General features: G+C 41.1%; 20 protein-coding genes. 16 read left to right on the forward strand and 4 right to left on the reverse strand.

Annotated features, from left to right (window positions below):
- The first annotated feature begins 3 nt into the window (after positions 1-3).
- The 11 genes from rfbD (at position 4) to AAU57_RS02905 (ending at position 12,306) form a co-directional block, all read left to right on the forward strand.
- Positions 4-852, forward strand: coding sequence for a dTDP-4-dehydrorhamnose reductase (gene rfbD, locus AAU57_RS02855; RefSeq protein ID WP_082438519.1), 849 nt, complete (start codon positions 4-6; stop codon positions 850-852).
- A gap of 33 nt (positions 853-885) precedes the next feature.
- Entirely contained in the window at positions 886-2,169 is a 1,284-nt protein-coding gene (locus AAU57_RS02860) for an oligosaccharide flippase family protein (protein ID WP_055411487.1), read from the forward strand.
- Between the two features lie 175 nt (positions 2,170-2,344).
- The gene (locus tag AAU57_RS02865) at positions 2,345-3,619 is read left to right on the forward strand and encodes an O-antigen polysaccharide polymerase Wzy (RefSeq protein WP_231717755.1); all 1,275 of its coding nucleotides are present in this window, start codon (positions 2,345-2,347) and stop codon (positions 3,617-3,619) included.
- Positions 3,598-4,857 (forward strand): O-antigen ligase family protein, encoded by a 1,260-nt coding sequence (locus AAU57_RS02870; protein ID WP_231717756.1) that lies wholly within the window; start codon positions 3,598-3,600, stop codon positions 4,855-4,857. Before AAU57_RS02865 ends, AAU57_RS02870 begins: the two co-directional genes overlap by 22 nt.
- A complete protein-coding gene (locus tag AAU57_RS02875; protein WP_055411489.1) occupies positions 4,854-5,909 on the forward strand; it encodes a glycosyltransferase in 1,056 nt (351 codons plus the stop codon). The genes AAU57_RS02870 and AAU57_RS02875 overlap by 4 nt, the downstream gene beginning before the upstream one ends.
- Before the next feature lie 209 nt (positions 5,910-6,118).
- Entirely contained in the window at positions 6,119-7,279 is a 1,161-nt protein-coding gene (locus AAU57_RS02880) for a hypothetical protein (protein ID WP_197275384.1), read from the forward strand.
- A gap of 95 nt (positions 7,280-7,374) precedes the next feature.
- A complete protein-coding gene (locus AAU57_RS02885) occupies positions 7,375-7,920 on the forward strand; it encodes a putative colanic acid biosynthesis acetyltransferase (RefSeq protein WP_055411491.1) in 546 nt (181 codons plus the stop codon).
- Positions 7,920-9,146 (forward strand): WcaI family glycosyltransferase, encoded by a 1,227-nt coding sequence (locus AAU57_RS02890; RefSeq protein WP_055411492.1) that lies wholly within the window; start codon positions 7,920-7,922, stop codon positions 9,144-9,146. Before AAU57_RS02885 ends, AAU57_RS02890 begins: the two co-directional genes overlap by 1 nt.
- A 36-nt stretch (positions 9,147-9,182) precedes the next feature.
- Positions 9,183-10,172 (forward strand): UDP-glucuronic acid decarboxylase family protein, encoded by a 990-nt coding sequence (locus AAU57_RS02895; RefSeq protein ID WP_055411493.1) that lies wholly within the window; start codon positions 9,183-9,185, stop codon positions 10,170-10,172.
- The gene (locus tag AAU57_RS02900; protein WP_231717757.1) at positions 10,135-11,526 is read left to right on the forward strand and encodes an undecaprenyl-phosphate glucose phosphotransferase; all 1,392 of its coding nucleotides are present in this window, start codon (positions 10,135-10,137) and stop codon (positions 11,524-11,526) included. Before AAU57_RS02895 ends, AAU57_RS02900 begins: the two co-directional genes overlap by 38 nt.
- The gene (locus tag AAU57_RS02905) at positions 11,527-12,306 is read left to right on the forward strand and encodes a glycosyltransferase family 2 protein (protein ID WP_055411495.1); all 780 of its coding nucleotides are present in this window, start codon (positions 11,527-11,529) and stop codon (positions 12,304-12,306) included.
- Here the strand turns inward: AAU57_RS02905 and AAU57_RS02910 are convergent.
- Together AAU57_RS02910 and AAU57_RS02915 are read right to left on the reverse strand one after the other, a co-directional pair.
- Positions 12,303-13,598: a phenylacetate--CoA ligase family protein gene (locus AAU57_RS02910; RefSeq protein ID WP_055411496.1), complete on the reverse strand. Its 1,296-nt coding sequence runs from the start codon at positions 13,596-13,598 to the stop codon at positions 12,303-12,305. The two genes, AAU57_RS02905 and AAU57_RS02910, sit on opposite strands and share 4 nt — an antisense overlap.
- 37 nt (positions 13,599-13,635) lie before the next feature.
- Complete coding sequence (locus AAU57_RS02915) at positions 13,636-13,926, reverse strand: hypothetical protein (RefSeq protein WP_055411497.1); 291 nt, start codon at positions 13,924-13,926, stop codon at positions 13,636-13,638.
- A gap of 125 nt (positions 13,927-14,051) precedes the next feature.
- Here AAU57_RS02915 and purD point away from each other — a divergent pair, with 125 nt between their 5' ends.
- Positions 14,052-15,323 carry a phosphoribosylamine--glycine ligase gene (purD, locus tag AAU57_RS02920; protein WP_055411498.1) on the forward strand — a complete coding sequence of 424 codons (1,272 nt, stop codon included), beginning with the start codon at positions 14,052-14,054 and terminating at the stop codon, positions 15,321-15,323.
- Between the two features lie 2 nt (positions 15,324-15,325).
- Here the strand turns inward: purD and AAU57_RS02925 are convergent, their stop codons facing one another.
- Positions 15,326-15,556, reverse strand: a complete 231-nt coding sequence (locus AAU57_RS02925) for a DUF6341 family protein (RefSeq protein ID WP_055411499.1) — start codon at positions 15,554-15,556, stop codon at positions 15,326-15,328.
- A 44-nt stretch (positions 15,557-15,600) separates the two neighbouring features.
- Between AAU57_RS02925 and AAU57_RS02930 the strand changes: the two genes are divergently transcribed.
- From AAU57_RS02930 to AAU57_RS02940, 3 genes are read left to right on the forward strand one after another with little or no spacing between them, the layout of a single operon-like run.
- Positions 15,601-16,503, forward strand: coding sequence for a hypothetical protein (locus AAU57_RS02930; protein WP_055411500.1), 903 nt, complete (start codon positions 15,601-15,603; stop codon positions 16,501-16,503).
- Between the two features lie 44 nt (positions 16,504-16,547).
- Positions 16,548-17,156 carry a DUF4254 domain-containing protein gene (locus tag AAU57_RS02935; RefSeq protein ID WP_055411501.1) on the forward strand — a complete coding sequence of 203 codons (609 nt, stop codon included), beginning with the start codon at positions 16,548-16,550 and terminating at the stop codon, positions 17,154-17,156.
- On the forward strand, positions 17,156-18,184 hold the full coding sequence (locus tag AAU57_RS02940) for a glycosyltransferase family 9 protein (RefSeq protein WP_055411502.1): 1,029 nt from the start codon (positions 17,156-17,158) through the stop codon (positions 18,182-18,184). Before AAU57_RS02935 ends, AAU57_RS02940 begins: the two co-directional genes overlap by 1 nt.
- A gap of 1 nt (position 18,185) precedes the next feature.
- On the opposite strand, the gene AAU57_RS02945 is transcribed toward AAU57_RS02940, so the two are convergent.
- The gene (locus tag AAU57_RS02945) at positions 18,186-18,635 is read right to left on the reverse strand and encodes a hypothetical protein (RefSeq protein WP_055411503.1); all 450 of its coding nucleotides are present in this window, start codon (positions 18,633-18,635) and stop codon (positions 18,186-18,188) included.
- Positions 18,636-18,755: 120 nt separating this feature from the next.
- On the opposite strand from AAU57_RS02945, the gene AAU57_RS02950 reads away from it, so the two are divergent.
- Positions 18,756-22,163, forward strand: a complete 3,408-nt coding sequence (locus AAU57_RS02950; RefSeq protein WP_055411504.1) for a hypothetical protein — start codon at positions 18,756-18,758, stop codon at positions 22,161-22,163.
- Positions 22,164-22,187: the final 24 nt, after the last annotated feature.

Raw genomic sequence — 22,187 nt, forward strand, 5'->3', positions numbered from 1 at the left:
CATGTGAAAAAAGTAATGATTATAGGTGCCCGCGGTATGCTAGGCACGAGTATGGTTCATGGCTTAACGGGATGTGATCTTGTGGCCTTCAATCGATCAGAACTTGACATCACATGTTATTCAACAGTCAGACAAAAACTCTATCAATACAAGCCGGACTACATCATTAATTGTGCTGCTTACACCGCAGTAGATCAAGCGGAGGTTGAGCCTGAAACAGCTTATAAAATAAATGCAAGTGCGGTAGGAATGCTTGCTTCTATGGCAAAGCAGATCGACGCCACACTCATTCATTTCTCGACAGACTATGTTTTCAATGGATCTTCAAAGACACCTTACAAGCCTGATGACCCTGTAAATCCCATCAATACTTATGGACGCAGTAAATGGTTGGGAGAAAGAGCTATAGTGTCAAGTGGTGTCAAACATTACATTTTGAGAACTTCATGGCTGTATGCGCCGCACGGCAAAAATTTTTTCCGTTGGGTCATGGAGAACGACCAAGAAGAGATGAAGGTAGTGGATACCCAAGTGGGCTGTCCTACGAGCGCCATTGATGTGGCAGACTTTATACGGCATTTAATAAATACAGATCCAGAAAGATACGGGACCTATTACTTTTGCAATAAAGGTAGTATGACATGGTACGCTTTCGCGAAAGCGATATCAGAAAAAGCTGGGTTGCAGAAGAAAATAAGTCGAGTAAAAACATTTCCAAGCCTTGCGGAGAGACCAGAATACAGCGTTTTGGATTGCAGTAATATATTGAGTGTTTTTGATTATCAAATCTCTATACAGGAAGGAGCAATGAATAAGGTGCTGGATGCTTACAGAGAATTAATAGCTTCCTAAGAAATCCTCTTCCAAAATATTGAGAAACTAATTATGAAGAGGCATCTTAAAAGGCTTGATGATGAACAAAAAACGGTAGCAAAAAACTATAGCGCCTTGATGATACTACAGGGCTTAAACTATGTATTGCCGTTTGTAATAATTCCATTTTTAGAGAGAACCCTCGAGTTAGAGCGATTTGGTCTTGTTATGCTCGCCCAATATCTAATGGCACTTTGCATCGCTGCAACAGATTTTGGGTTTAGTACTACCGCAGTTCGAGAAATATCAGTTCTCAAATCTAAACGCGAGGACTATTCTACGATATATTTCAAGGTGTTTTGGGCTCGTGCAATTCTGCTGGTATTGGTCTTTGCAGCTCTTTGTGTCTTTGTATTTACCATCCCTAGATTTGCTAAGGAATGGGAAGTTTATTTACTAAGCTATGGAATGGTTGTTGGCCAAACGATGCTGGGTGATTGGTTTTTTCAAGGTATAGAACGTATGCGAATTTTGACCGCTGTAAATGCTGTTTCTAAGATACTGTTCACCCTTCTACTGTTTTTGTTTATAAGTAGTCCATCAGACTATATATTAGTCCCAATTTTTAATTCTATTGGCTATCTATTTGCTGGTGTCATCATGTTCGGTCTAAGTTTTAGGTATGTTTCATGGCAATGGCCTAATTTTAGAAATACCAACGGTTTTTATCGCGACAGCTTTCAAATTTTCATTTCTGATCTTTCATCTCAATTCACATATGCTGCAAATGGTGTTGTTTTAGGACTTTTTGCGGGTGATAGCGTCGTCGGGATTTTTAGTGCATTCGATAAATTAATACTGGCAGCACGAAAAATGTATATACCTATTAGCCAGGCTTTTTACCCTTATTTATCTAGAAAGCCTTATCAAGAAAAGCGCAGCATGATGAAGAAACTAGCGCTAGGCACTTTGACTATAGGTACAATTGGAATGCTTATATTGGTGTTCTTTGGATCTTTCATCTTAAACATTTTATACGCTGATCCTGCTATAGCTGCGAATGATTATTTATTAAAGTGGATGGGAATCTCAGTATTATTTGTAGGGTTGAGTTTACTTTTCACAAATCTGTACGCGCCGGCAAGAAAACTTTTTCACCAGCGGCTTAAGATACTGACAAGTGCGACAGTCTTTAATCTTATATTAGGTTTTTTGCTGGTTCCCAAGTTAGGCTTAACAGGAACTATCGTTACAACTATCTTTACTGAGTTGTTGATGGTAATAATTGCAGCATATTATTATTGGGGTGATGCTTCATCGAATAGCGAGGAAAATCAACAATTGAATAAACGATAGGGTTTCTATGCTGCTACGCAATATTTTCATCTTCATATATTTATTGTCGACCTTAATTTTGTTTGCAACATTTGACGCAACAATTGAATTGTGGTTCGCGTTTTTTGGAAATGCAATAATTCTCACATTTATAACATACTACCATATTTTTATTGAGAAGAAATACAGTCCTTTTTTGAGTACTTACATTGTATTCAGCTATCTTTTTTTCTTAGTGGCACCCATAGTTCAAGCAGGCGTTCTTGCTCCACTAGCAAATGGTGAATTCGATCATTTTTTTCCATATAAAGAAGATCTATTTCTTAAAACCAATGGTTTAGTTGCCATCTTCCACATTGTGTTCTTCTTGTTTTATGTTGCTCTCAAGGGGTATATTAAGAATAAGCCTAGATCATCACAGGTTAATTTGCAGAAACGTAAAGGAAAAGAATTAAGAACAAGTTTTATAATAATAATAATTTCTGTTTTTATCGCGATCATCGGCTTTCCATTTCTTTTAGATGAATATGCTAGACCAGAATATATAACATCTACCTACTCGCCAGGTGTACAACTTGTGTTGAAAAAAATCCTGTTTGTAATTCCACTTGCTGGTATTGTTTTAATTAAAACGGTATTTGATAGAAGACAACTTTCTACGCAAGGCTGGTTTATTGCGGCAGTCACTTTAATGGCGCTATTGCTAGCATTATTCTTTTTTAAAAATCCCCTTGTAGAAAAGCGAAACGCATTGGGGCCTATTTATTTTTTATTGATATTCTTATTCTTCCCAAGAATACTGAATAGCAACGTTAAGATGAGCCTCACCTTTTTTGTAATAATGATTGTGTTTTTTCCCCTACTGCAAATTATCACACACTCAGATTATGGATTAGGAGAAATGATTCAAAACCCTAGTCTGTTTACAAATGTTATCGATAAAGGTTCGCTTAGTAAGGGATTTATGTCTCTTAACTATGATGCCTTTTGTAATATTGGGATTGTTATAGAAATAGTTGAGCAACGAGGATTGTTTTGGGGCGAGCAGCTACTTAGTGCGTTTTTATTTTTTATCCCTAGAGGACTATGGCCAGGTAAGCCAGACTCTTCTGGGCTCATTGTTGGAAACTATTTAATTGAGGATTATGACTATTATTTTGCCAACCTATCAAACCCGCTTGTTTCTGAAGGATATATGAATTTTGGAATTGTTGGGGTTGTTATTATGGCAATTGCCTTGGCTGTAACAATTGTGTACTTCATGACTTGGCTAGTGAGCAACGATGTTTTAAAGCGTGCAACAGCATTTTATTTTGCCGTCCACCTTTTATTTCTTCTACGAGGAGATTTTACCAATGGCTACTCCTATTTTGTTGGCACTCTAATAGGGCTTTATATTTTACCAAAACTAATTATTTACACGTCATCTCTCTTTATAGATAGCAATGTATGGATTCAAAAAAAGGCTTAATAGACTATTTACCTAGGCTCATTTTTTGGTCTATGGCTATCTTATTCGCCATGCCCATAATTCCTCGTGGCATAAGACCTTTTTTAATAGGTGTGGTTCTTTTACTTTCTATAGTGAGTTTTTTTGTAGATAATGAAAAGTTTAAATGGCAATATTTTCTACTTAACTCAGGGCTATTTGTGCTGTATTGCTTTAGCTTATTGTATACAGAAGACTTATCGTACGGTATTCGTAAGATAGCTGCCGCTTCTTCACTTTTGATTTTTCCTTTGATTATAGCATGCATGAGCAAGCGGTGTGTGCAGTATATTCTCGACAGGCGCTATGTTCTTATGTGGTTTTTTATCATCGCGACCTTAGCGCTTAACATATTAGCCTTCTCGATTTTTAGTCTACAATATAGCTTTGAAGAAGTCATAATTCATTTTGTCAATATCATTAGGTCTGATATACCAGGGCTTAAAATTCACCCTATTTATCTCAGCATGCATATTGGGATATCGATGATCTTTTCTTTGTTTTTAGTACAGAGAGGTTTAGAGCTAAAGAAGATATTAATACTGATCACCATTAATATAATTTTCCTTGCGTTCTTACTTATTCTAATTAAAAAAGGACCAATCATTGCCCTTGTAATTGTTTCAGGGTATTTGGTATTTATGTTTAAAAATAGAAGCTTATATCTGGTTTTTGGGTTGACCGCCATAGGAATACTTGCTACTATAATTTTTGTTCCCAAAGTAAATGAACGCTTTTCAGAACTGCTTCAAATTCAAAACACTAAAGAAGATTTGACAAATTCAACAAACATCAGGTTTTCCATATTACAGTGTGCCGCACAAGTAATGCCTGAGGCTGGTTTTTTAGGCTTTGGAGTAGGTGATGGTAAAGAAGAATTAATACAGTGCTATCAGGATAATGCAACCTTTCTTGCAGTAAATCGCTACAACTCTCACAACCAGTTTCTGGGAATAATCCTAAACGCTGGTTATTTGGGTCTCGCCTTATTTAGCATATTCCTTTTATACCATTTGATAAGAGCCTTTAATAGAAAGAATCACCTATTTATTGCCACGTTGCTGTTTTATTGTATTGTAATGTTATCTGAAAACATTCTGGAAAGAGAAAATGGTGTGCTCTATTTTTCCCTATTCATTAATTTGTTTTTGATGCTGGATTACAAGTTTTCGACAAAAAATAAGGACGATAAACCTCTTGATAATCTATTGTCAGCATGAGAAATGTATACCACGTGACAGAGGATGTTTCAAGGGCTAGCGGCGGCATACGCACGGTAGTTGAAGACTTACACAGACATTTCCCACAATCGACGATTCTAACAACACAGAAAGATCCAGCAGACTACCATATAAAATCTTTCAAAAACAAAGGGCCATGGCTTTACTCAGGGGACTTTAAAGACCATCTCAAAGCCTTGCCGTGTGATTCCCTTTTCCATATTCATGGCGTTTGGATGCACGCACAATTTACAGCGGCAACAACTGCCCATAATAGCGACATTCCATTCATCTTAAGTCCACATGGTATGTACGAGCCGTGGCTATGGAAGGAAGGTACACTCAAAAAGAAACTTTACTTTAATCTTTTGACAAGTTCCGCTTTCGCGAAAGCGAACTACATACATGCCATAACACCAGACGAACAAGATAATTTACAAAAGCTATTTCCTAAATCTAATGTAGTTTGTATTCCCAACGCCATCGACACGCCGGTTCTACCAGAGAGAATTAGCCATAAAAAACCCTATTTCCTATTTTTGGGCAGGCTTCATCCAAAGAAGGGGCTTGACGTGCTACTGGAAGTGTTTGAACAACTGAAACTTGAGAACTTTGACCTACTAATTGCCGGGAAAGAAAATGAATACTCCAATAGGCTCAAAAAGCAATATGCCTCTAATAGTAATCAAAATATTAAATTCATAGGTGCCGTTCATGGCAGTGAAAAAAACCAGTTGTATCGTGATGCGCACGCTTTCGTTGCTCCCAGTTACTCTGAAGTGATTGGCATGGTCAATTTAGAGGCAGCTATGATGGCTACTCCAGTCATCACTACCCATCAGACCGGTATCTTGAAGCAATGGAGTAATAATGGAGGCGTTTTAATAAATCCTGATAAAGAAGAATTGGCACAATCTATAAAAGAATTATCAAAATTGGGCGACCAACAACGTAACGAAATGGGAGTGAAATTAAGGGAGTTCGTAATAAGGCATTATTCTTGGGACGCTATTGGTCCTATGTGGAAATCTCTTTATCAATCTATGTCATAATGAAAAACAAGCTGCTTTTTCTACTATTTATTCAGTATGGCGTTGTTCATTCTCAGGCCTTTAAGAACCTCAATCTCCCGTCAATAGAAATATCCGAGCAATTACCCACTAGACTTGAACAGAGCTCTACTTTACTTAATGATATTGACGTTCATAATAGACCGTTTAAAATTCAATTTTATGGCCAGTCTATAATTTCGGGATTAAACATGGAGCGAATTGAAGAAAAATTAAACGAAAGATTTCCAGGAGTGAATTTTGAAATACTTAAAAACTCCATAGGAGGTTACCAGGCGCCCGTATTGAAAAAAACGGCTCATTTTGACTTGTATCCTGAATATCCTGACCTACTTATTTTTCATGTCTACGGCGGGACGAAGAATGGAGATCTTGAAGAAATTCTATGCAATATCAAGTCCCGACTAACCAGTGACGTCTTGATTTTTGACCATCACTATTCCTATGAAGAGGATAGTATAAAGCAAATAAGCCGCAACATCTATCAAGATGGAGAATCACAGGTTCTTAGAGATCTGACGAATAAATATGGCTTTGGAGTCATTCCTGTCCGTAAATACTGGGCAGAGTTTTTAAAATTGAACCCTAGATATAACATCAAAGATTTATTGAAAGATACCATCCATCCCAATGATTATGGAAACCAACTGTTGGAGCATATAATTTTAGAAGGCCTATTTAAAGCAGTAGCGGCTAACAAAGACAAGAATTTTCCATCAACACATAAGGTCATCGAGATTAAATCATCAAATCAAATCAAATTTGAATTTACTGGCAACAAGGTTGTTTTAAAACCGGATAGCATTTTAATAGGTAGCACAATAGACCTAAGGATTGACGGTAAAAAACCAGTAGCAATAACAGAATTATATAGAATGACCCGTCCATCCTCTTTTTCAGGACAGTGGTGGCCAGCAATTAATAAAATATCACTTAACTCTCTTGTTACTCCTGTGAATGAGGTATGGAAGGTCAAGTTTTACAACATTGATGTAAAAAATGAATCCTACATGTTTAAGGTGTTTGCCGATAAATCAGGATATCAGGGAAAAGGAGAAAGCGGCAAGGATTTCACATCTGCTAACAAAGAGATATCATTTAAACACGAAGACATTAGCATATTTAGGGGTCCAATAAAGGAAACAAGTCTTGAAGAATCTACTATCGAATTTGAGGTGAAGAATCCATATATAAATAATCTCACGGTGCATGATAGTGAAGAAATCACGCTGCTACAGTTTTCTAATAATGAATCGCACATACTGGAATTGAACAACTCTAGTGGAGCATTCTTAAATAGCCAGCTGATAATCTATCAGCCTCAACAGCTTGATTGTGTCAATGTAAATTAAATCAGTTACTTTTCTTCCAAACCCAATCAAAACAGAAAACCCTAGTTACCGTACCAATGTAAATTTACATTTGATACGAGCAAAAGCCGAAGCAATTGAACACCTACCAAAAACTAGATCAATTCAAGCTACCTACTAACTTTAGGGGTAGAAGCGCTTTGACGGTACAGTTATGGTGGCTTGTACAAAGCACACTCTTTGCATGCTCACCGCAGTTCATGTACGGTTGGCGCAGGTTTTTATTAAGGGCCTTTGGCGCTAAAATCGGAAGAAATGTTATTGTAAGACCTACTGCCAGATTTCAGTTCCCGTGGAAAATAAGCATTGGACACAATAGTTGGATAGGTGATGAGGTGAACCTGTACAGTCTTGGAAAGATAGAGATAGGCGATGATGTAGTCATCTCGCAGCGGTCCTACATATGCACGGGAACTCATGATCCTTTCAAACACACATTTGATATCAGCAGTCATAAAATCATTATTGAAGATCAATGCTGGCTGGCTACAGACGTCTTTGTCGCACCAGGAGTGACCATAGGCCGTGGCACGGTGATAGGAGCGCGCAGCAGCGTTTTTAAAAACTTGCCATCAGGAAAAGTTTGCATGGGATCGCCAGCAGTTGTGATTAAAGATCGATAATGATGCAACTCGAGGGAAAAACCATCACTTTTATCGGCTTGAACTATGCCCCAGAAGATACGGCCATAGGGCTATATTCTACCCAAATGGTAGATGCATTTGCAGCAGCTGGTGCTTATGTGAATGTGGTTACCGCGATGCCCTACTATCCACAATGGAAGATCCAGAAGCCTTATGACACTGCTGAAAATTATCTAGCCGAGCAGAACGAAACCATTACCATTTATAGGTACAAACAGTACGTTCCAGCGACTCCTACCTTTTTAAAACGCATATTACATATCTTAAGCTTTACCTATGGCAGCTGGCGCAATCTGCAAAAAATCAAAAAGACAGACCTTGTCATCAGCATTATTCCGTTTACCACTTCTGCATATTTAGGAGGTAGGCACGCGCGTAAGCACCAGGTGCCACACTGGATCCACATCCAAGACTTTGAATTCGATGCCGCATTGCAATCTGGCGTTTCTGGCGGGAGCAAGAAGCAAGTTTTTAAACAGCTGTTCAAAATTGAAAAGTCAATACTGGACAAGGCATCCAAGGTGAGTACCATAAGCCACCTCATGATCAAAAAGCTACAATCAAAAACCAAAACCCCAACCCATTACCTGCCCAACTGGATCGATCCAGCCAGCTTTCAGGTAGATGACTCCAGAGAAAACCACACTTATTTACAGAGTAAAAAGTTTAAACTTTTATATAGCGGGAATGTTGGAGACAAGCAGGATTGGGAATTTTTCCTCGCTTTCGCGAAAGCGATACCATCTCAACACTTTGAAATCATCGTAGTTGGTGCCGGTTCCAGAATGCAGTGGCTCAAAGAAAACGTGCAACTGGACAATGTTCACTATTATGATCCAGTTCCTTATGCAGACCTGCCATGGCTACTGTCCAGCGCAGATGCCCATTTTCTCTTCCAAAAAGAAGACGTCATCGACACCGTGATGCCGTCAAAACTACTGGGCATGATGGCTAGCGGGAAGCCATCGCTAGTATTGGGAAACGCGGCATCTGAGGTGCGCAATGTCTTAGAGGATTCTAATGGTGGTGTTTACACGTCAGATTATACAGTAGAAGGTGCTGTCGCAACCCTATTAAACTGGAAGGAGCGTCCAGACGTACCTCATCAAATGGGCATGCAAGCCAGAAGCTATGTCAAAAAACATTTCTCTAGATCACAAATACTCGATCAGTGGATTGATCAACTAGCCTCGCTGGTACCTTAGCAATTCTCTATATTTACACACTAGACGTTGTTTTCTATGAAAAAAAGAATACTCATTACAGGTGCTGCAGGGTTTCTTGGATCACACTTATGCGATCGGTTCATTAAGGAAGGTTATCATGTAATAGGCATGGATAACCTCATTACTGGTGACCTGAAAAATATCGAGCATCTTTTCCCTAGAGAAGATTTTGAATTCTATAACCACGACGTTTCCAAATATGTCCATGTAGCAGGTAATCTTGATTACATATTGCATTTTGCATCGCCTGCCAGTCCTATAGACTATCTTAAAATTCCCATTCAGACGTTGAAAGTCGGCTCGTTGGGTACACATAACTTATTGGGTCTCGCCATGGCTAAGAAAGCCAGATTGTTGATTGCCTCAACATCAGAAATTTATGGTGACCCATTGGTCCATCCACAGACTGAAGACTACTACGGTAACGTCAACACCATAGGGCCACGAGGTGTTTATGACGAGGCAAAGCGTTTCCAAGAATCCATGACTATGGCTTACCACAGATATCATGGTTTAGAAACACGTATCGTGCGTATCTTTAATACCTATGGTCCCAGGATGAGGTTGAATGATGGTCGTGTCATACCGGCATTTATGGGTCAAGCTTTGAGAGGTGAGGACATCACCATATTTGGCGATGGATCCCAAACAAGATCCTTTTGTTACGTAGACGATCAAGTGGAAGGAATCTATAGGTTACTGCTTAGTGATTATTCAGATCCAGTGAACATAGGCAACCCACACGAGATCTCTATTAAGGACTTTGCTCGGGAAATTATAGAATTGACGGGAACGGACCAAAAGATAGTCTATCAACCACTACCGCAAGACGACCCTATGCAACGCCAGCCAGACATTGCAAGGGCCAAAGAAATTTTAGGATGGGAACCTAAGGTAGATCGCAAGGAAGGCATGAAGCTTACTTACGACTATTTCAAACAACTCTCGCCAGAAGAACTCAAAAAAAGTGAACACAAAGACTTTAGAAAGCATAGCAGACGATAACCTTAGTTATCGTGATGGCCGGTACTCCAGTCTTATCAGGCCCATTTCATATATGATTGATCTGGCGATCATCATCTATGGATCTGCCTTCTTTTTTGAGTCCAATTTTGACACCTTATCCTTTTCAATATTTATCGGAATTTGCTGGATCGTGGTGTCCATGCAATTAGGATTCTACCAAATACATAGAAATACAAAGGTTGCAACTCTCATCAGTAAGCTATTTAAGCAATTGGTGTTTTTTATCTTGGTGGTGTTCGCCTTTTTTGGATACTATTACCAGATCGATAGTACCAGCGGTTATGTCTTCAAATACATAGGTGCTGTTTTTACTACCATCGCTATTTTAAAAATAGTGCTCTATTTTGTTTTCAAAAATTACCGCAGCTATTTCGGTGGTAACCTACGCAACATAATTCTCATTGGGGACAACAAAGAGACTCAGGAATTGCGAAGGTTTTTTGAGAAGCATCCTGACTTTGGCTATATACTCCAAAACATGTTTGACGTCAAATCTGCTGGATTTGATCTAGACCAAATCAAAGAATTTATTTCAGAAAACAAGACGGACGAGATTTTCTGTTCCGTTAAGGAGCTCAATAATGATGAACTATTGGAACTAACAGATTACGCCGATAACAATCTGCGAACCCTCAAATTCCTACCTAACCCAGAAACCATTATTGCCAAACACCTCAAGTACGATTACTACGGCAAGACACCTATACTTTCTTTACGCAAGATCCCTTTTGACGATCCAGTTAACCAGCTGGCAAAACGCGTCTTTGACATCGTTTTCTCACTCGTAGTTATTATTGGGATTTTGTCGTGGCTCACGCCTATACTTGCCATTCTCATACGACTAGAATCCAAAGGACCCGTTTTTTTCAAGCAAAAACGTAATGGTTTAGATTATAGAGAGTTCGAGTGCTATAAGTTTCGTTCCATGGTGCCTAACAAAACGGCACACCTGCATCAGGTGTCGCGCAATGATCATCGTATCACTAACATGGGTAAGTTTTTGCGTAAGACCAGTATAGATGAGCTGCCGCAGTTTTTCAACGTTTTAAAAGGCGATATGAGTGTCGTGGGACCGCGACCGCATATGGTGAGCCATACGCACATGTATGCAGAGCGTATCGATAAATTTATGGTGCGCCACTTTGTAAAACCTGGCATCACCGGCCTTGCACAGGTAAGCGGTTACCGTGGCGAGGTCGAGAGCGATGAAGATATTGTAGGCCGTGTGCGCAATGACATTTATTACATTGAGAACTGGAGCACAATGATGGACCTGCGCATTATTTTCAGGACCGTACTCAACATCTTCAGCGGTGAGGAAAAGGCCTACTAGATGGATCTCGTCTCTGTCATCATTCCCGTTTACAACAACTCTAAAACTCTAGACCAGACGCTGGATAGCATCCTGCAGCAGGACTATCGGCCTATTGAAATTATAATTGTAGACGATCAGAGTAGTGATGGTAGTTACGCTTTCGCGAAAGCGTATTCCCAACAAAACCAACAACAAGACATCAACTTTATCGTACAACAGAATCCTGTCAACATGGGCGCTGGTTTCACTCGCAACGAAGCTTTAAAGCATGCTACAGGCCGCTACATCGCTTTTCTAGACGCAGACGACCTATGGAAGCCCCATAAGCTAATGACGCAGTTAAAGGCGATGAAATCTAGCGACAGGTCTGTCTGTTATTCGGCTTATGAGATTTTTGATGAGCATTCTTCAAAACCTATCGCCGTCCAGCGTGTTTTTGAGAAATTGACTTTTGAAAAGCTTCATAAAACCAACTATCTAGGAAATCTCACGGGAATTTACGAGGCAAAAGTCATAGGTAAAATCCCTATTTCCAACATGCGAAAACGACAAGATTGGGCCATGTGGCTGGATGTTCTCAAAAAGGGTGGTCCTGCCATAGGCATCCAGGAACCGCTCGCCAGTTACCGATTGGGAGATGGTTTGTCGTCTTCAAAATTTGATTTGATCAAATACAACTTAGCCGTGTATCGAGATCACCTAGGCTACGGATTCCTGAAAAGCTGCTGGTGTATGCTAATGTTTTTCTTTGAGCAGTTTTTTGTAAAAAACAGAATGAGGCACAAGATAAATGGTTAGGAAACCTCACTCATAAATTGCTTCAACTTACCACGTTTACTGCGGTCCAGGCGCTCCTTTCTAGTGAATACAATTTCAATGGAAGCATCTGCATAAGTAGCCATGGCCTTTGCGATTTTTTCTTTTTCCAGCGCGGTGAGCTCTTTTTGCGCGACATATTGCACTTCAAAAACCAAGGCTTCTTTCTGGATGATGATAAACTCCAGGACGTTGTTGGAGTCGCTCATCACACTTTTAGTGACGTAATAAAAGGTCAGTCCTGGGATGACTTTACCATTGGGCAATCTCGCGATGTCACTGGTGCGACCTTGTAATTGCTCAAGAATTTGAATGCCATTATGAGTTGATATGCTGCCTAGATCGCCTATCTCATAGCGTATAAATGGGTGTGCTTTATTGAACAAATCGGTAATTAAAATCTTGCCTACGGTTCCATCTGGAACAGGTTGGTTTTGATGGTCTACGACCTCAATAAAAAGAGTTTTGTTGTTAAGCGCAAAATCACCATCTGCATTCTGGATGGCGATCAATCCGGTCTCGCTACTGCCGTACTCGTTGATCACTGGAATTCCCAGTACAGATTCTAGCAAGGTTCGGTCGTCTTCAAAGAGCATTTCGCTAGTGACGATGCACACTTTCAGCGATGGACAAATTTCTTTGAGAACCACATTTTGTGGCTGGCAATATTTTGCAAAAAGTACAATGCTGCTGGTATAGCCGTTGATGTAATGGTATTCGCTTTCGCGAAAGCGATCTAAATAACCCTTCAACACACTATCACTCATATCAAAAATGGAAAATCGGTGCCGGTTTCCCACAAAATCCTTCAATTGCTCCTTCAATCGAGGCAAACCGCTGGATGGAATGCCGTAAAACCGAGCTTCCAGTGAGCGGTCCAGGTCGATGCCGTGTTGCTGGTAGGCATGGTCAAAAGCCGCCCATGTCATGGCGTGGCAAAACTTGTCTTTGGCAAAAGAGAATGGATGACCGCTGGAACCGCTGGTCTTGCCTTTAAAAACGTTTTTGGTCGAGTAGCCTTTGCTAAGCCGTTGGTGTAGCGGTTGCTGTAAATCTGCTTTAGTGAGAATGGGCAGTGCTTCCCAAGGAACACTTTTGTTCTGGACATGTGTATTGTAAAAGGCGTTGGTTTTTAGGTGGTGCTTGAAAATAAGATCCCTTTGCCCTAACCTATCCTCATGAGTCCACTTCAAAGAAGTCTCCAACACCTGATGCGCCTTTTTCAAATCATAGCCTTGCCATTGCAGGGATTTTCTAAACAGCGGTAATGGCATTTGTGATCTGAATTTTTCTAAATCTAGGGAATCTGGTCTATGATCCAGCTATGGGCGATCCGAAAATCCCAACAGAAAGCTCCGCCCAAAGCAATAGAAAGGCCGCTAGAGCTAATATGATAAAAGGAATCAGTTGCTTTTTATTTCTCCATCGGGATCTTATAAATTCAAGGACGATGACCAGGCAAAAAACCATCAATCCCATCACAACGAAATCAAATAGGGACCAATTAACCTCAGCAGTAAACTGCATCGCTATCAATGGTATGGAAAGCACTATGGTAACGGCAAGCAGTGCTCTCAACAGACTTTTTCTATACAAGATCATAGTTGTTATTTTTAGTGGTTTAAAAATGACATGTAGTTTTTCTATACTGCCTGCGAATATATCACGGGCTTAGGTTCTAAGTTACGAACTGCTTTCTATATTTTTGCGACCTTAACAACCTTCCTATGAATGTTTTGATATTAGGCAGCGGTGGTCGCGAGCACGCTTTTGCAAGATCCATTGCCGCAAGTCCATTACTTACTAAACTTTACGTCGCGCCAGGTAACGCTGGTACATCGCAATTGGCAACCAATCTAGATTTCTCAGTCACTGATTTTGCCACCATAAAGACCAAAGTGCTGGAACTCGATATTGAAATGGTAGTCGTTGGTCCTGAAGCTCCACTAGTAGAAGGTATCTATGACTTTTTCCAGCAGGATGAGCAGCTCAACCACGTCAACGTTATTGGGCCGTCTAAAAAAGGTGCGGTATTGGAAGGATCCAAGGAGTTTGCCAAGGAATTCATGATGCGCAACAAGGTGCCTACGGCGGCATATCAAAGCTTTACTGCAGACACACTAAAGGAAGGAATGCAATTTATCGACAGCCTCAAACCACCATTTGTATTAAAAGCAGATGGTCTTGCTGGTGGTAAAGGCGTGCTGATCATCCCAGATGCAGATGAGGCTAAGGAATCCCTCGAGCAAATGCTTGTTGGTGGGAAATTTGGCGCGGCGTCCAACAAGGTCGTGATTGAAGAATTTCTAGATGGTATAGAGATGAGCGTCTTTGTGATGACAGATGGCAATAGTTACAAGGTTTTGCCTACGGCCAAGGATTACAAAAGAATAGGTGAAGGCGATACAGGTCTCAATACTGGTGGCATGGGCGCCATTTCTCCAGTACCTTTTGCAGATGAGGTCTTGATGAAAAAGGTTGAGGATCGCATTATCAAACCTACCGTTGATGGCTTGAAAAAGGAAAAGATCACCTATAAAGGCTTCATTTTCATTGGTTTGATGATTGTAGATGGTGAGCCTCAAGTGATTGAATATAACGTGAGAATGGGCGATCCAGAGACTGAGGTAGTTCTACCGCTGGTGTCTAGTGACTTGCTTTCTCATTTGCAGGCTTTCGCGAAAGCGGAACTACACAAAGAAGAACTCTCCATCGATCAGCGTAGTGCTGCTACAATCATGCTCGTATCTGGAGGCTATCCGGAAGCCTATGAAAAAGGAAAGGAAATCACCGGACTTGAAAACGTAAAAGGTAGTATCGTTTTTCACGCCGGTACTACAGAAAAGGATGGCAAAATCGTTACCGCTGGTGGTCGCGTGATCGCTGTGACCAGCTTTGGCAATGACTTCCACGAGGCCACAAAAAAATCCTATGAAAACATAGATGAACTAGGTTTTGATAGGATGTATTATAGAACCGATATAGGCTTTGACCTATAGGCTTATTTTAAAAAGGAGTGTGCTGTTTGTGAACGATCTTCTTCATCATTCTGGTCAAAGATGCGCAATTGCTTAATCCAGTAACCCAATGCAAGGATCAATACAACAATGGCTACCCATGTAAGTGTATTTGCCAGCCACCAGTTCTCTAGTTCTAGCTCGCGCAATAGGTTAAATGGCACCATTAAAATGTTCTCGAATAAATAGGCGATGGCCTCAAATAAATCTTTCATTGCAGTAACTTGCTTTAAGGCCACAAAAATAGTGAAAAAACAATATGCTTTCCAGATTTTTTAGCACATCACAGCCTTTTCATTACTTGATGGGAATGTTGCTGTTAAGTTTAGGCAGCTTGTTGTTGCTGGTCTTTATGGAATCACAGTGGAAATGGGAATTTCTGATCTATGCGGTTTTCCTACCGTCATCACTGCTGCTGGTACAATTCATCATTGTTAAAAACGAACTCACGGGACAAAATTCCTTTGGATTGTTTGCGACTACCATGCTACTGTTAACCATGGTCATTGCTGGTGTGTCGTGGCAAATGATTCTGTGCCTTTTTCTACTACTCTTGTCATTAAGGCGTCTTTTGAGTTTAAAAAAAGGAACTGAGAGCATTCGCAAGATATTTGATGGAAGTTTCTGGATCAGTATCGCCATTCTAGTCAACCCTTTGATGGTGGTTTTTATCATCGTGGTGTTCGTTGCCGTTTTTCTTTTTGCTAGGAACAAGTGGAACCATTGGGTCATACCATTTCTAGCCATGGCATGTGTAGGCTTGCTTACCTACACGGCAGAGGTTTATATGGATTACGAATTATTGTCATCCCTTTGGGATCCTACGCTTTACGACTTGTCATTCTTATGGAATGTCTGGGCACCTATAAAAACAGTGTATTGGCTACTAGCTCTTGCGGGCGTCATAGGTTTGTTGATCTATATCATCAAGCTGGTCGATATTCAGCAACGGGTGCGGCCTAGGTTTTCAGTTTTGGTGTTTTCAGGGATCTGTGCGCTTGCCGTGACCGTTTTATTACAATCCTATTTTATTGTGCTCCTGGTACCAGCGCTTTCCATTTTTCTTGTGCGATCCATAGAGGTCATACGCCATAAAATAGGACGTGAATTACTGTTTATTTTACCAGTGTTGTTGATGGTTCTAGCGTTGCTGCTGCGATAGACAGTAGGTAGAGAAATTCTATATTTGCAATCTAAATTGTAAACATGTTCTCTAAAAAAGCCAATTCTATTTTCCAGGAAGCCATCGATACGTATCATGAGGTCAATACTGTTGATCAGCCTTTTGAGAATCCGTATGATCGTTCTTCCCAATTAATTGAACATTTGCTGTACCGCAAATGTTGGATCGATACGGTTCAATGGCATTATGAGGACATCATACGCGATCCTAATATTGATCCTGTGGCGGCACTTAGCCTAAAGCGTCAAATTGATGCCAGCAATCAAGACCGCACAGATATGGTAGAATATATCGACAGTTATTTTCTAGACAAATATGCTGATGTGAACCCTAAAAGCGACGCCACCATTAATACTGAAAGTCCAGCATGGGCCGTAGATCGACTGTCTATTCTCGCACTCAAGATCTACCATATGGAAGAAGAAGCTAATAGAGTTGATGCCAGTGCCGCTCACAAGGCTGCGTGCCAGGCAAAACTCGATATCCTACTGGAGCAACGAGTCGATTTGTCCACAGCTTTGGACCAATTGCTTAGTGACATTGAACACGGCAATAAGTACATGAAGGTCTACAAGCAGATGAAGATGTACAATGATGACGAGCTCAACCCAATATTGCGCTCCAGAAAATAATGAAACGGCCACAACGACTCTTGACAATACGCCTTAGTGCGATGGGCGATGTGGCCATGACTGTTCCTGTCCTATTGGCGCTGCGTAGAACGTACCCAGAGGTCAAAGTTATTTCGCTTTCGCGAAAGCGATTCCATTCCTTCCTCAGTCAAATACCAGGCATCACGTTGATCGAGGCAGATGTGAAGGGTGATCACAAAGGAATTTTAGGATTGCGCCGACTTTCCAAGCAATTGAAGGAACAAGAGCCAGATGCGATAGCCGATTTTCACAATGTTCTACGCACCAAAATATTGCGCTCCTTCATGCGCAAACCCATCAAATCAACCATCGATAAAGGCAGAGCTGAAAAGAAAAAGTTGGTCAACGACCCTCAATTTTTCCAACCGCTCAAATCAACCATCGAACGTTATCAAGACGTCCTGTCAAAACTTCAACTACCAGTTGAGCTTTTGGCGACTGATGTGCTGCCGCGGCAATCCATCCCGATGAAGGTGAACAGTCTGGTAGGCGACCACGACTATCGATGGATAGGAATCGCTCCATTTGCGGCACATGCATCAAAGGCACTTTCACTCCATAAGGCTCAGGAACTTACTTCATCTTTATTGGCTTTGGGAAATGTAAAATTGGTACTCTTCGGTGGTGGAACTACGGAATGCAAGCAGCTGGAAATCGTTGCTGGAACTCAGTCTAATGTGTTCAATCTGGCTGGTTTCATGAGTTTTGAAAAAGAACTTGCGATGATTTCCAACCTAGATGCTATGATTGCCGTAGATACGGGTAACGGCCATCTAGCAGCCATGTATGGTGTTCCAGTAATCACATTATGGGGCAACACTCATCCCTATGCTGGATTTGTTCCCTTTGCACAACCTAATGAGAATCAAATCACGGTAGATAGAGAGCAATTTCCTTTAGTTCCCACTTCCATTTATGGAAACAAAGTGCCTAGTGGATACGAGAACGTGATGGAATCTATAGGTTGTACAGCGGTTGTAGAACGGTTGCGGGAAATATTAGGGTAAATTACAAACATAGATCTGGAGACCATTCTTGCTGTCCTCGACCTTTAGAACACTTGAATGATTCTTTGAGCTGTATAATTTTTATTTTTCCAGTAAATGATTTGGAGTATTCCATAAAGAATGCAATAGCTTGTAGAGAATCATCATTTAAAACTTCTTGTTGGTAGTACAAATAGTTATTCCCGAAGCTGTTTTTGAAACTCTTCATCGTGAATGTATTCCCTGGATTGTTTTCTTGTTGATTTGAGTGGTGAACCCAAAGTGCATCAAGTCCGTTTTCAATATCGTCGCGACCATTGACAGAGTGTTGGAATGCCGTGACGTCTAAATTTCTAAATTGATCTAAAGACATGCCATCGGGCAGCACCGTTTCCTCTGGTGTATTCTGCAAGCAGGAATAAGAAGAACAAATAAGAATGAGTGCTAGAAACCGGTAAATGATATTTTTCATGGGTAAAGGAGTTGGCATACCCTATCAAAAATAAATATTGATTTTTGTGTTCGGGTTAACTATGATAGGCTCAACTTACTATTTTAAAATATTTTTGAGTATAAACTGTTCTATCAAAACATGAAGTGGAAGCTACTTTTTTTATTCTTTGCAGGTAGCTGGCTGGCGCATACCCAGGAATATTCTGGCGTGATAAAAAAGAGGTTGGTGGTTAGCGATACGATTGCCTTTCATGAGATAAGTGTCAACCCTAACTTTATCAGAATCAAGGACAAGACAGGAAGGCCTATTGACACGACATCTTATCGCGTTGATTATTCCAACGCCTTGATCATTGTAAAGAATGCGACCGCAATAGCCACAGACAGTATTGATGTCCAGTATTTGCCACTGGACAATTTGCTTACCAGATCTTATAAACTATACGACACATCCATCATTTTAGGAGAAAACAGCCGACAGGAGCAACTCGTGGCATTGAAAAAGCCAACTTATAAACCCACGTTTATTCCGTTTGATGGTTTACAGGTTTCAGGTAGTATAACTCGTGGTATAAGAGTAGGAAACAACCAAAACAGCGTGGTAGATTCTGAGCTCGATTTGCGCATCACAGGACAGTTATCTGAAAAAGTGTCTCTGCGCGCTTCCATCCAGGACGCTAATGTGCCTCAAACCCAAAACGGTTATGCCCAACGCCTCGATGAATTTGACCAAATTTTCATAGAACTATTTAGCGACAATTGGAACATACGAGCTGGCGATGTGGACCTTCAACAAACCGACTATCAGTTCAATAACTTCACAAAACGGGTTCAGGGAATTGCGGGACAAATCAAATTTGATGGTGATGAGTCCAGCGGTTATGCCGGTGCGGCTGGAGCTTTGGTTCGCGGTACCTTTAATACCAGTCGGTTTACGGGTCAAGAAGGTAATCAAGGTCCCTACAAATTGGTAGGTCAACAAGGCGAGTTGTTTATTCTGGTGATTTCGGGTAGTGAACGGGTTTTTGTGAATGGTGTATTGCTTACTCGTGGTGAAAATGCAGATTACATCATCGATTACAATGCCGGCGAGGTGCGCTTTAACCCGACCTTTCCCATCACGAGCGAGATGCGTATTTCTATTGAATATCAATACAGCGAACGCAATTTCACCAGATTTATAGGCTATGCTACCGGCGGTTTTCAAAGCGAAAGGCTCAAAATCGACACCTATGCCTACACAGAAAGTGATGCCAAAAACCAACCCTTACAGCAAGATTTGAATGAGGATCAAGTGAATATTCTTGCCGCTGCCGGCGATGATCCCAATCAAGCGATCGCGCCCAGCGCTGTAAGGGCAGACTTTTCTGAAAACCGAATCCAATACGCACGTCAAGTGATTAATGGCGTGCCTAGATTTGTCTTTTCACAGGATCCGCAGGCAGAATTGTTTAATGTGCGGTTTAGTTTTGTGGGTGATAATCAGGGAAATTATGTGCTTATCGACAGTCAGGCGATCTCTAACATCTATGAATATCGAGAGCCCGCCAATGGTGTCCCGCAAGGTAGTTTTGAACCCGTTATACAGCTGTTTGCTCCAGAGACTTTGACCATTGCAGGCCTCAAAGCGCAATACCAACTCGCAAACACGACAAAGATCAATACAGAGGTGGCCGCAAGCAATAATGACTTGAACCGATTTTCTGCCATTGATGATAACAATAACACTGGTGTTGCCGCAAAACTTGGAGTGGAGCAAGTGCTGTTCCAGCAGGATTCTACACAGACGTTAAAGATTCTGGCAAATACTGATTTTATCCAGTCCGACTTCCGCAACGTCGAGCGCGTTTACAACATCGAGTTCAATCGCGACTGGAACCTGGACAGCACCGTTGGCGACCAATTATTTACGAATGCTGGGATCAACTATGTGCGCGACACGACCATCACGGCAAATTACACCTTTCAGCATCTGGAGTTTTCTGACCGCTACAATGGTAATCGACACAATGTGGCTGGTCGTTTGCAGGGTGATGGATGGTTATCTCGCTTTCGCGGAAGCGTACTCTCCACCAACTCTACCACACAACAATCTACATTTAATAGGGCAGATGCCTCGGTTATCAAACGATTCCAAAAGAATTGGGCCGGCGCGCGACTCAATCTTGAAGATAACGAGCAGATGGATAAAGTTACTGGGCAGCTCACTGCATTATCGCAACGCTTCACGGAATATGAGGTGTATGCCGGTCGTGGTGATTCCACAGCCACTTTTGTGGAAATAGGGTACCGCTATCGAGTCAATGACAGCTTGCGGGCTGGCGATTTGCAGCGTGTGAACCGCAGTAATAATTACTATGTCAGATCACAGCCCATCAAAGATGAGGTTCAAAACCTGCTGATTTATGCCAATTACAGGGTTCTCAAAAGTGAAGATCCCGCGATTGATAATGAAGTGTCGTTGAACAGTCGCGTGCTGTACAATCGCAAGCTGTTCAAGAATAAAATCTTATGGAACACGACTTATGAGACTAACAGCGGTACGATCCCACAACAGGATTTCACCTATCTGGAAGTCAACCCTGGACAGGGAACTTTTACGTGGATTGATTATAATGGCGACGGCATCCAGGATTTGAATGAATTTGAAGTGGCACAATTCCAGGACCAGGCGCGATATGTAAGGATCTTGCTGCCCAATCAGATTTTTATACCCATTCACCAAAATAAATTTAGCCAAACCATCACGCTCAATCCTATTTCCTGGTCTGGTGAAGAAGGGTTGAAAAAAGTGCTTTCGCAGTTTTACAATCAGACCAGTTATTTGATCGATAGGAAGGTTGTGAGAGAAGGCGAGCGCTTTGATTTGAATCCGTTTGATGACCGTGGCGACCAGTTGGGCTTGAATCTTAGCTTTAGAAACAGTCTGTTTTTCAACCGTGGCAAGCAGCGCTACACGACCAACTATACTTATTTAAGTACTACGACAGAAAACCTGCAAAGTATAGGCAGCATCGAGTCAGAACTGGAAAGCCACCAGATCACTTTCCTCCATAAAATAGCCGATAGCTGGCTGTTTACTTTTAACGGTCAAACGGGTTTTAACGCCAGCTGCAGTGAGAATTTTGCCAATAGAAATTTTGAGATCGATGAGAATTTATTGAAGCCACAGATTTCGTATCTATTTGGAGAAAGCAATAGGATTGATGTGTTCTATGAATACCAAAAGAAGGACAACCAGATCAACGATACCGCGACGCTGGACCAACAAAACCTGGGCTTGGGCTGGAGCTTAAACAATGGACAGAAGTATGCTATCAATGGCGAGTTGCGTTACGTGAACAACGACTTTACTGGACAAGCCTTTTCTCCGGTAGGTTTCCAGATGTTGGAAGGACTGCAGGCTGGTCAAAATCTTACTTGGAACCTGCTTGTCCAGAAAAAGGTCACTAATTTTATAGATCTCAACCTAAGCTATCAAGGCCGTAATTCTGAAACGGCACGGACAGTACATACCGGCAGCGTGCAGTTGAAAGCTTATTTTTAATTATTTGCTCATAGATCTGGACAG

Origin of the sequence: Nonlabens sp. YIK11 (assembly GCF_001413925.1) — a bacterium.
In the GTDB taxonomy this organism is placed as follows: Bacteria; Bacteroidota; Bacteroidia; order Flavobacteriales; family Flavobacteriaceae; genus Nonlabens.

Bases quoted from the DNA above. Each gene is read 5' to 3' on its own strand.
- AAU57_RS02860 (WP_055411487.1), top strand. From the start codon at position 886: ATGAAGAGGCATCTTAAAAGGCTTGATGATGAACAAAAAACGGTAGCA.
- AAU57_RS02870 (WP_231717756.1), top strand. From the start codon at position 3,598: ATGGATTCAAAAAAAGGCTTAATAGACTATTTACCTAGGCTCATTTTT.
- AAU57_RS02875 (WP_055411489.1), top strand. From the start codon at position 4,854: ATGAGAAATGTATACCACGTGACAGAGGATGTTTCAAGGGCTAGCGGC.
- AAU57_RS02880 (WP_197275384.1), top strand. From the start codon at position 6,119: ATGGAGCGAATTGAAGAAAAATTAAACGAAAGATTTCCAGGAGTGAAT.
- AAU57_RS02890 (WP_055411492.1), top strand. From the start codon at position 7,920: ATGATGCAACTCGAGGGAAAAACCATCACTTTTATCGGCTTGAACTAT.
- AAU57_RS02895 (WP_055411493.1), top strand. From the start codon at position 9,183: ATGAAAAAAAGAATACTCATTACAGGTGCTGCAGGGTTTCTTGGATCA.
- AAU57_RS02905 (WP_055411495.1), top strand. From the start codon at position 11,527: ATGGATCTCGTCTCTGTCATCATTCCCGTTTACAACAACTCTAAAACT.
- AAU57_RS02910 (WP_055411496.1), bottom strand. From the start codon at position 13,598: ATGCCATTACCGCTGTTTAGAAAATCCCTGCAATGGCAAGGCTATGAT.
- AAU57_RS02915 (WP_055411497.1), bottom strand. From the start codon at position 13,926: ATGATCTTGTATAGAAAAAGTCTGTTGAGAGCACTGCTTGCCGTTACC.
- purD (WP_055411498.1), top strand. From the start codon at position 14,052: ATGAATGTTTTGATATTAGGCAGCGGTGGTCGCGAGCACGCTTTTGCA.
- AAU57_RS02925 (WP_055411499.1), bottom strand. From the start codon at position 15,556: ATGAAAGATTTATTTGAGGCCATCGCCTATTTATTCGAGAACATTTTA.
- AAU57_RS02930 (WP_055411500.1), top strand. From the start codon at position 15,601: ATGCTTTCCAGATTTTTTAGCACATCACAGCCTTTTCATTACTTGATG.
- AAU57_RS02935 (WP_055411501.1), top strand. From the start codon at position 16,548: ATGTTCTCTAAAAAAGCCAATTCTATTTTCCAGGAAGCCATCGATACG.
- AAU57_RS02940 (WP_055411502.1), top strand. From the start codon at position 17,156: ATGAAACGGCCACAACGACTCTTGACAATACGCCTTAGTGCGATGGGC.
- AAU57_RS02945 (WP_055411503.1), bottom strand. From the start codon at position 18,635: ATGAAAAATATCATTTACCGGTTTCTAGCACTCATTCTTATTTGTTCT.
- AAU57_RS02950 (WP_055411504.1), top strand. From the start codon at position 18,756: ATGAAGTGGAAGCTACTTTTTTTATTCTTTGCAGGTAGCTGGCTGGCG.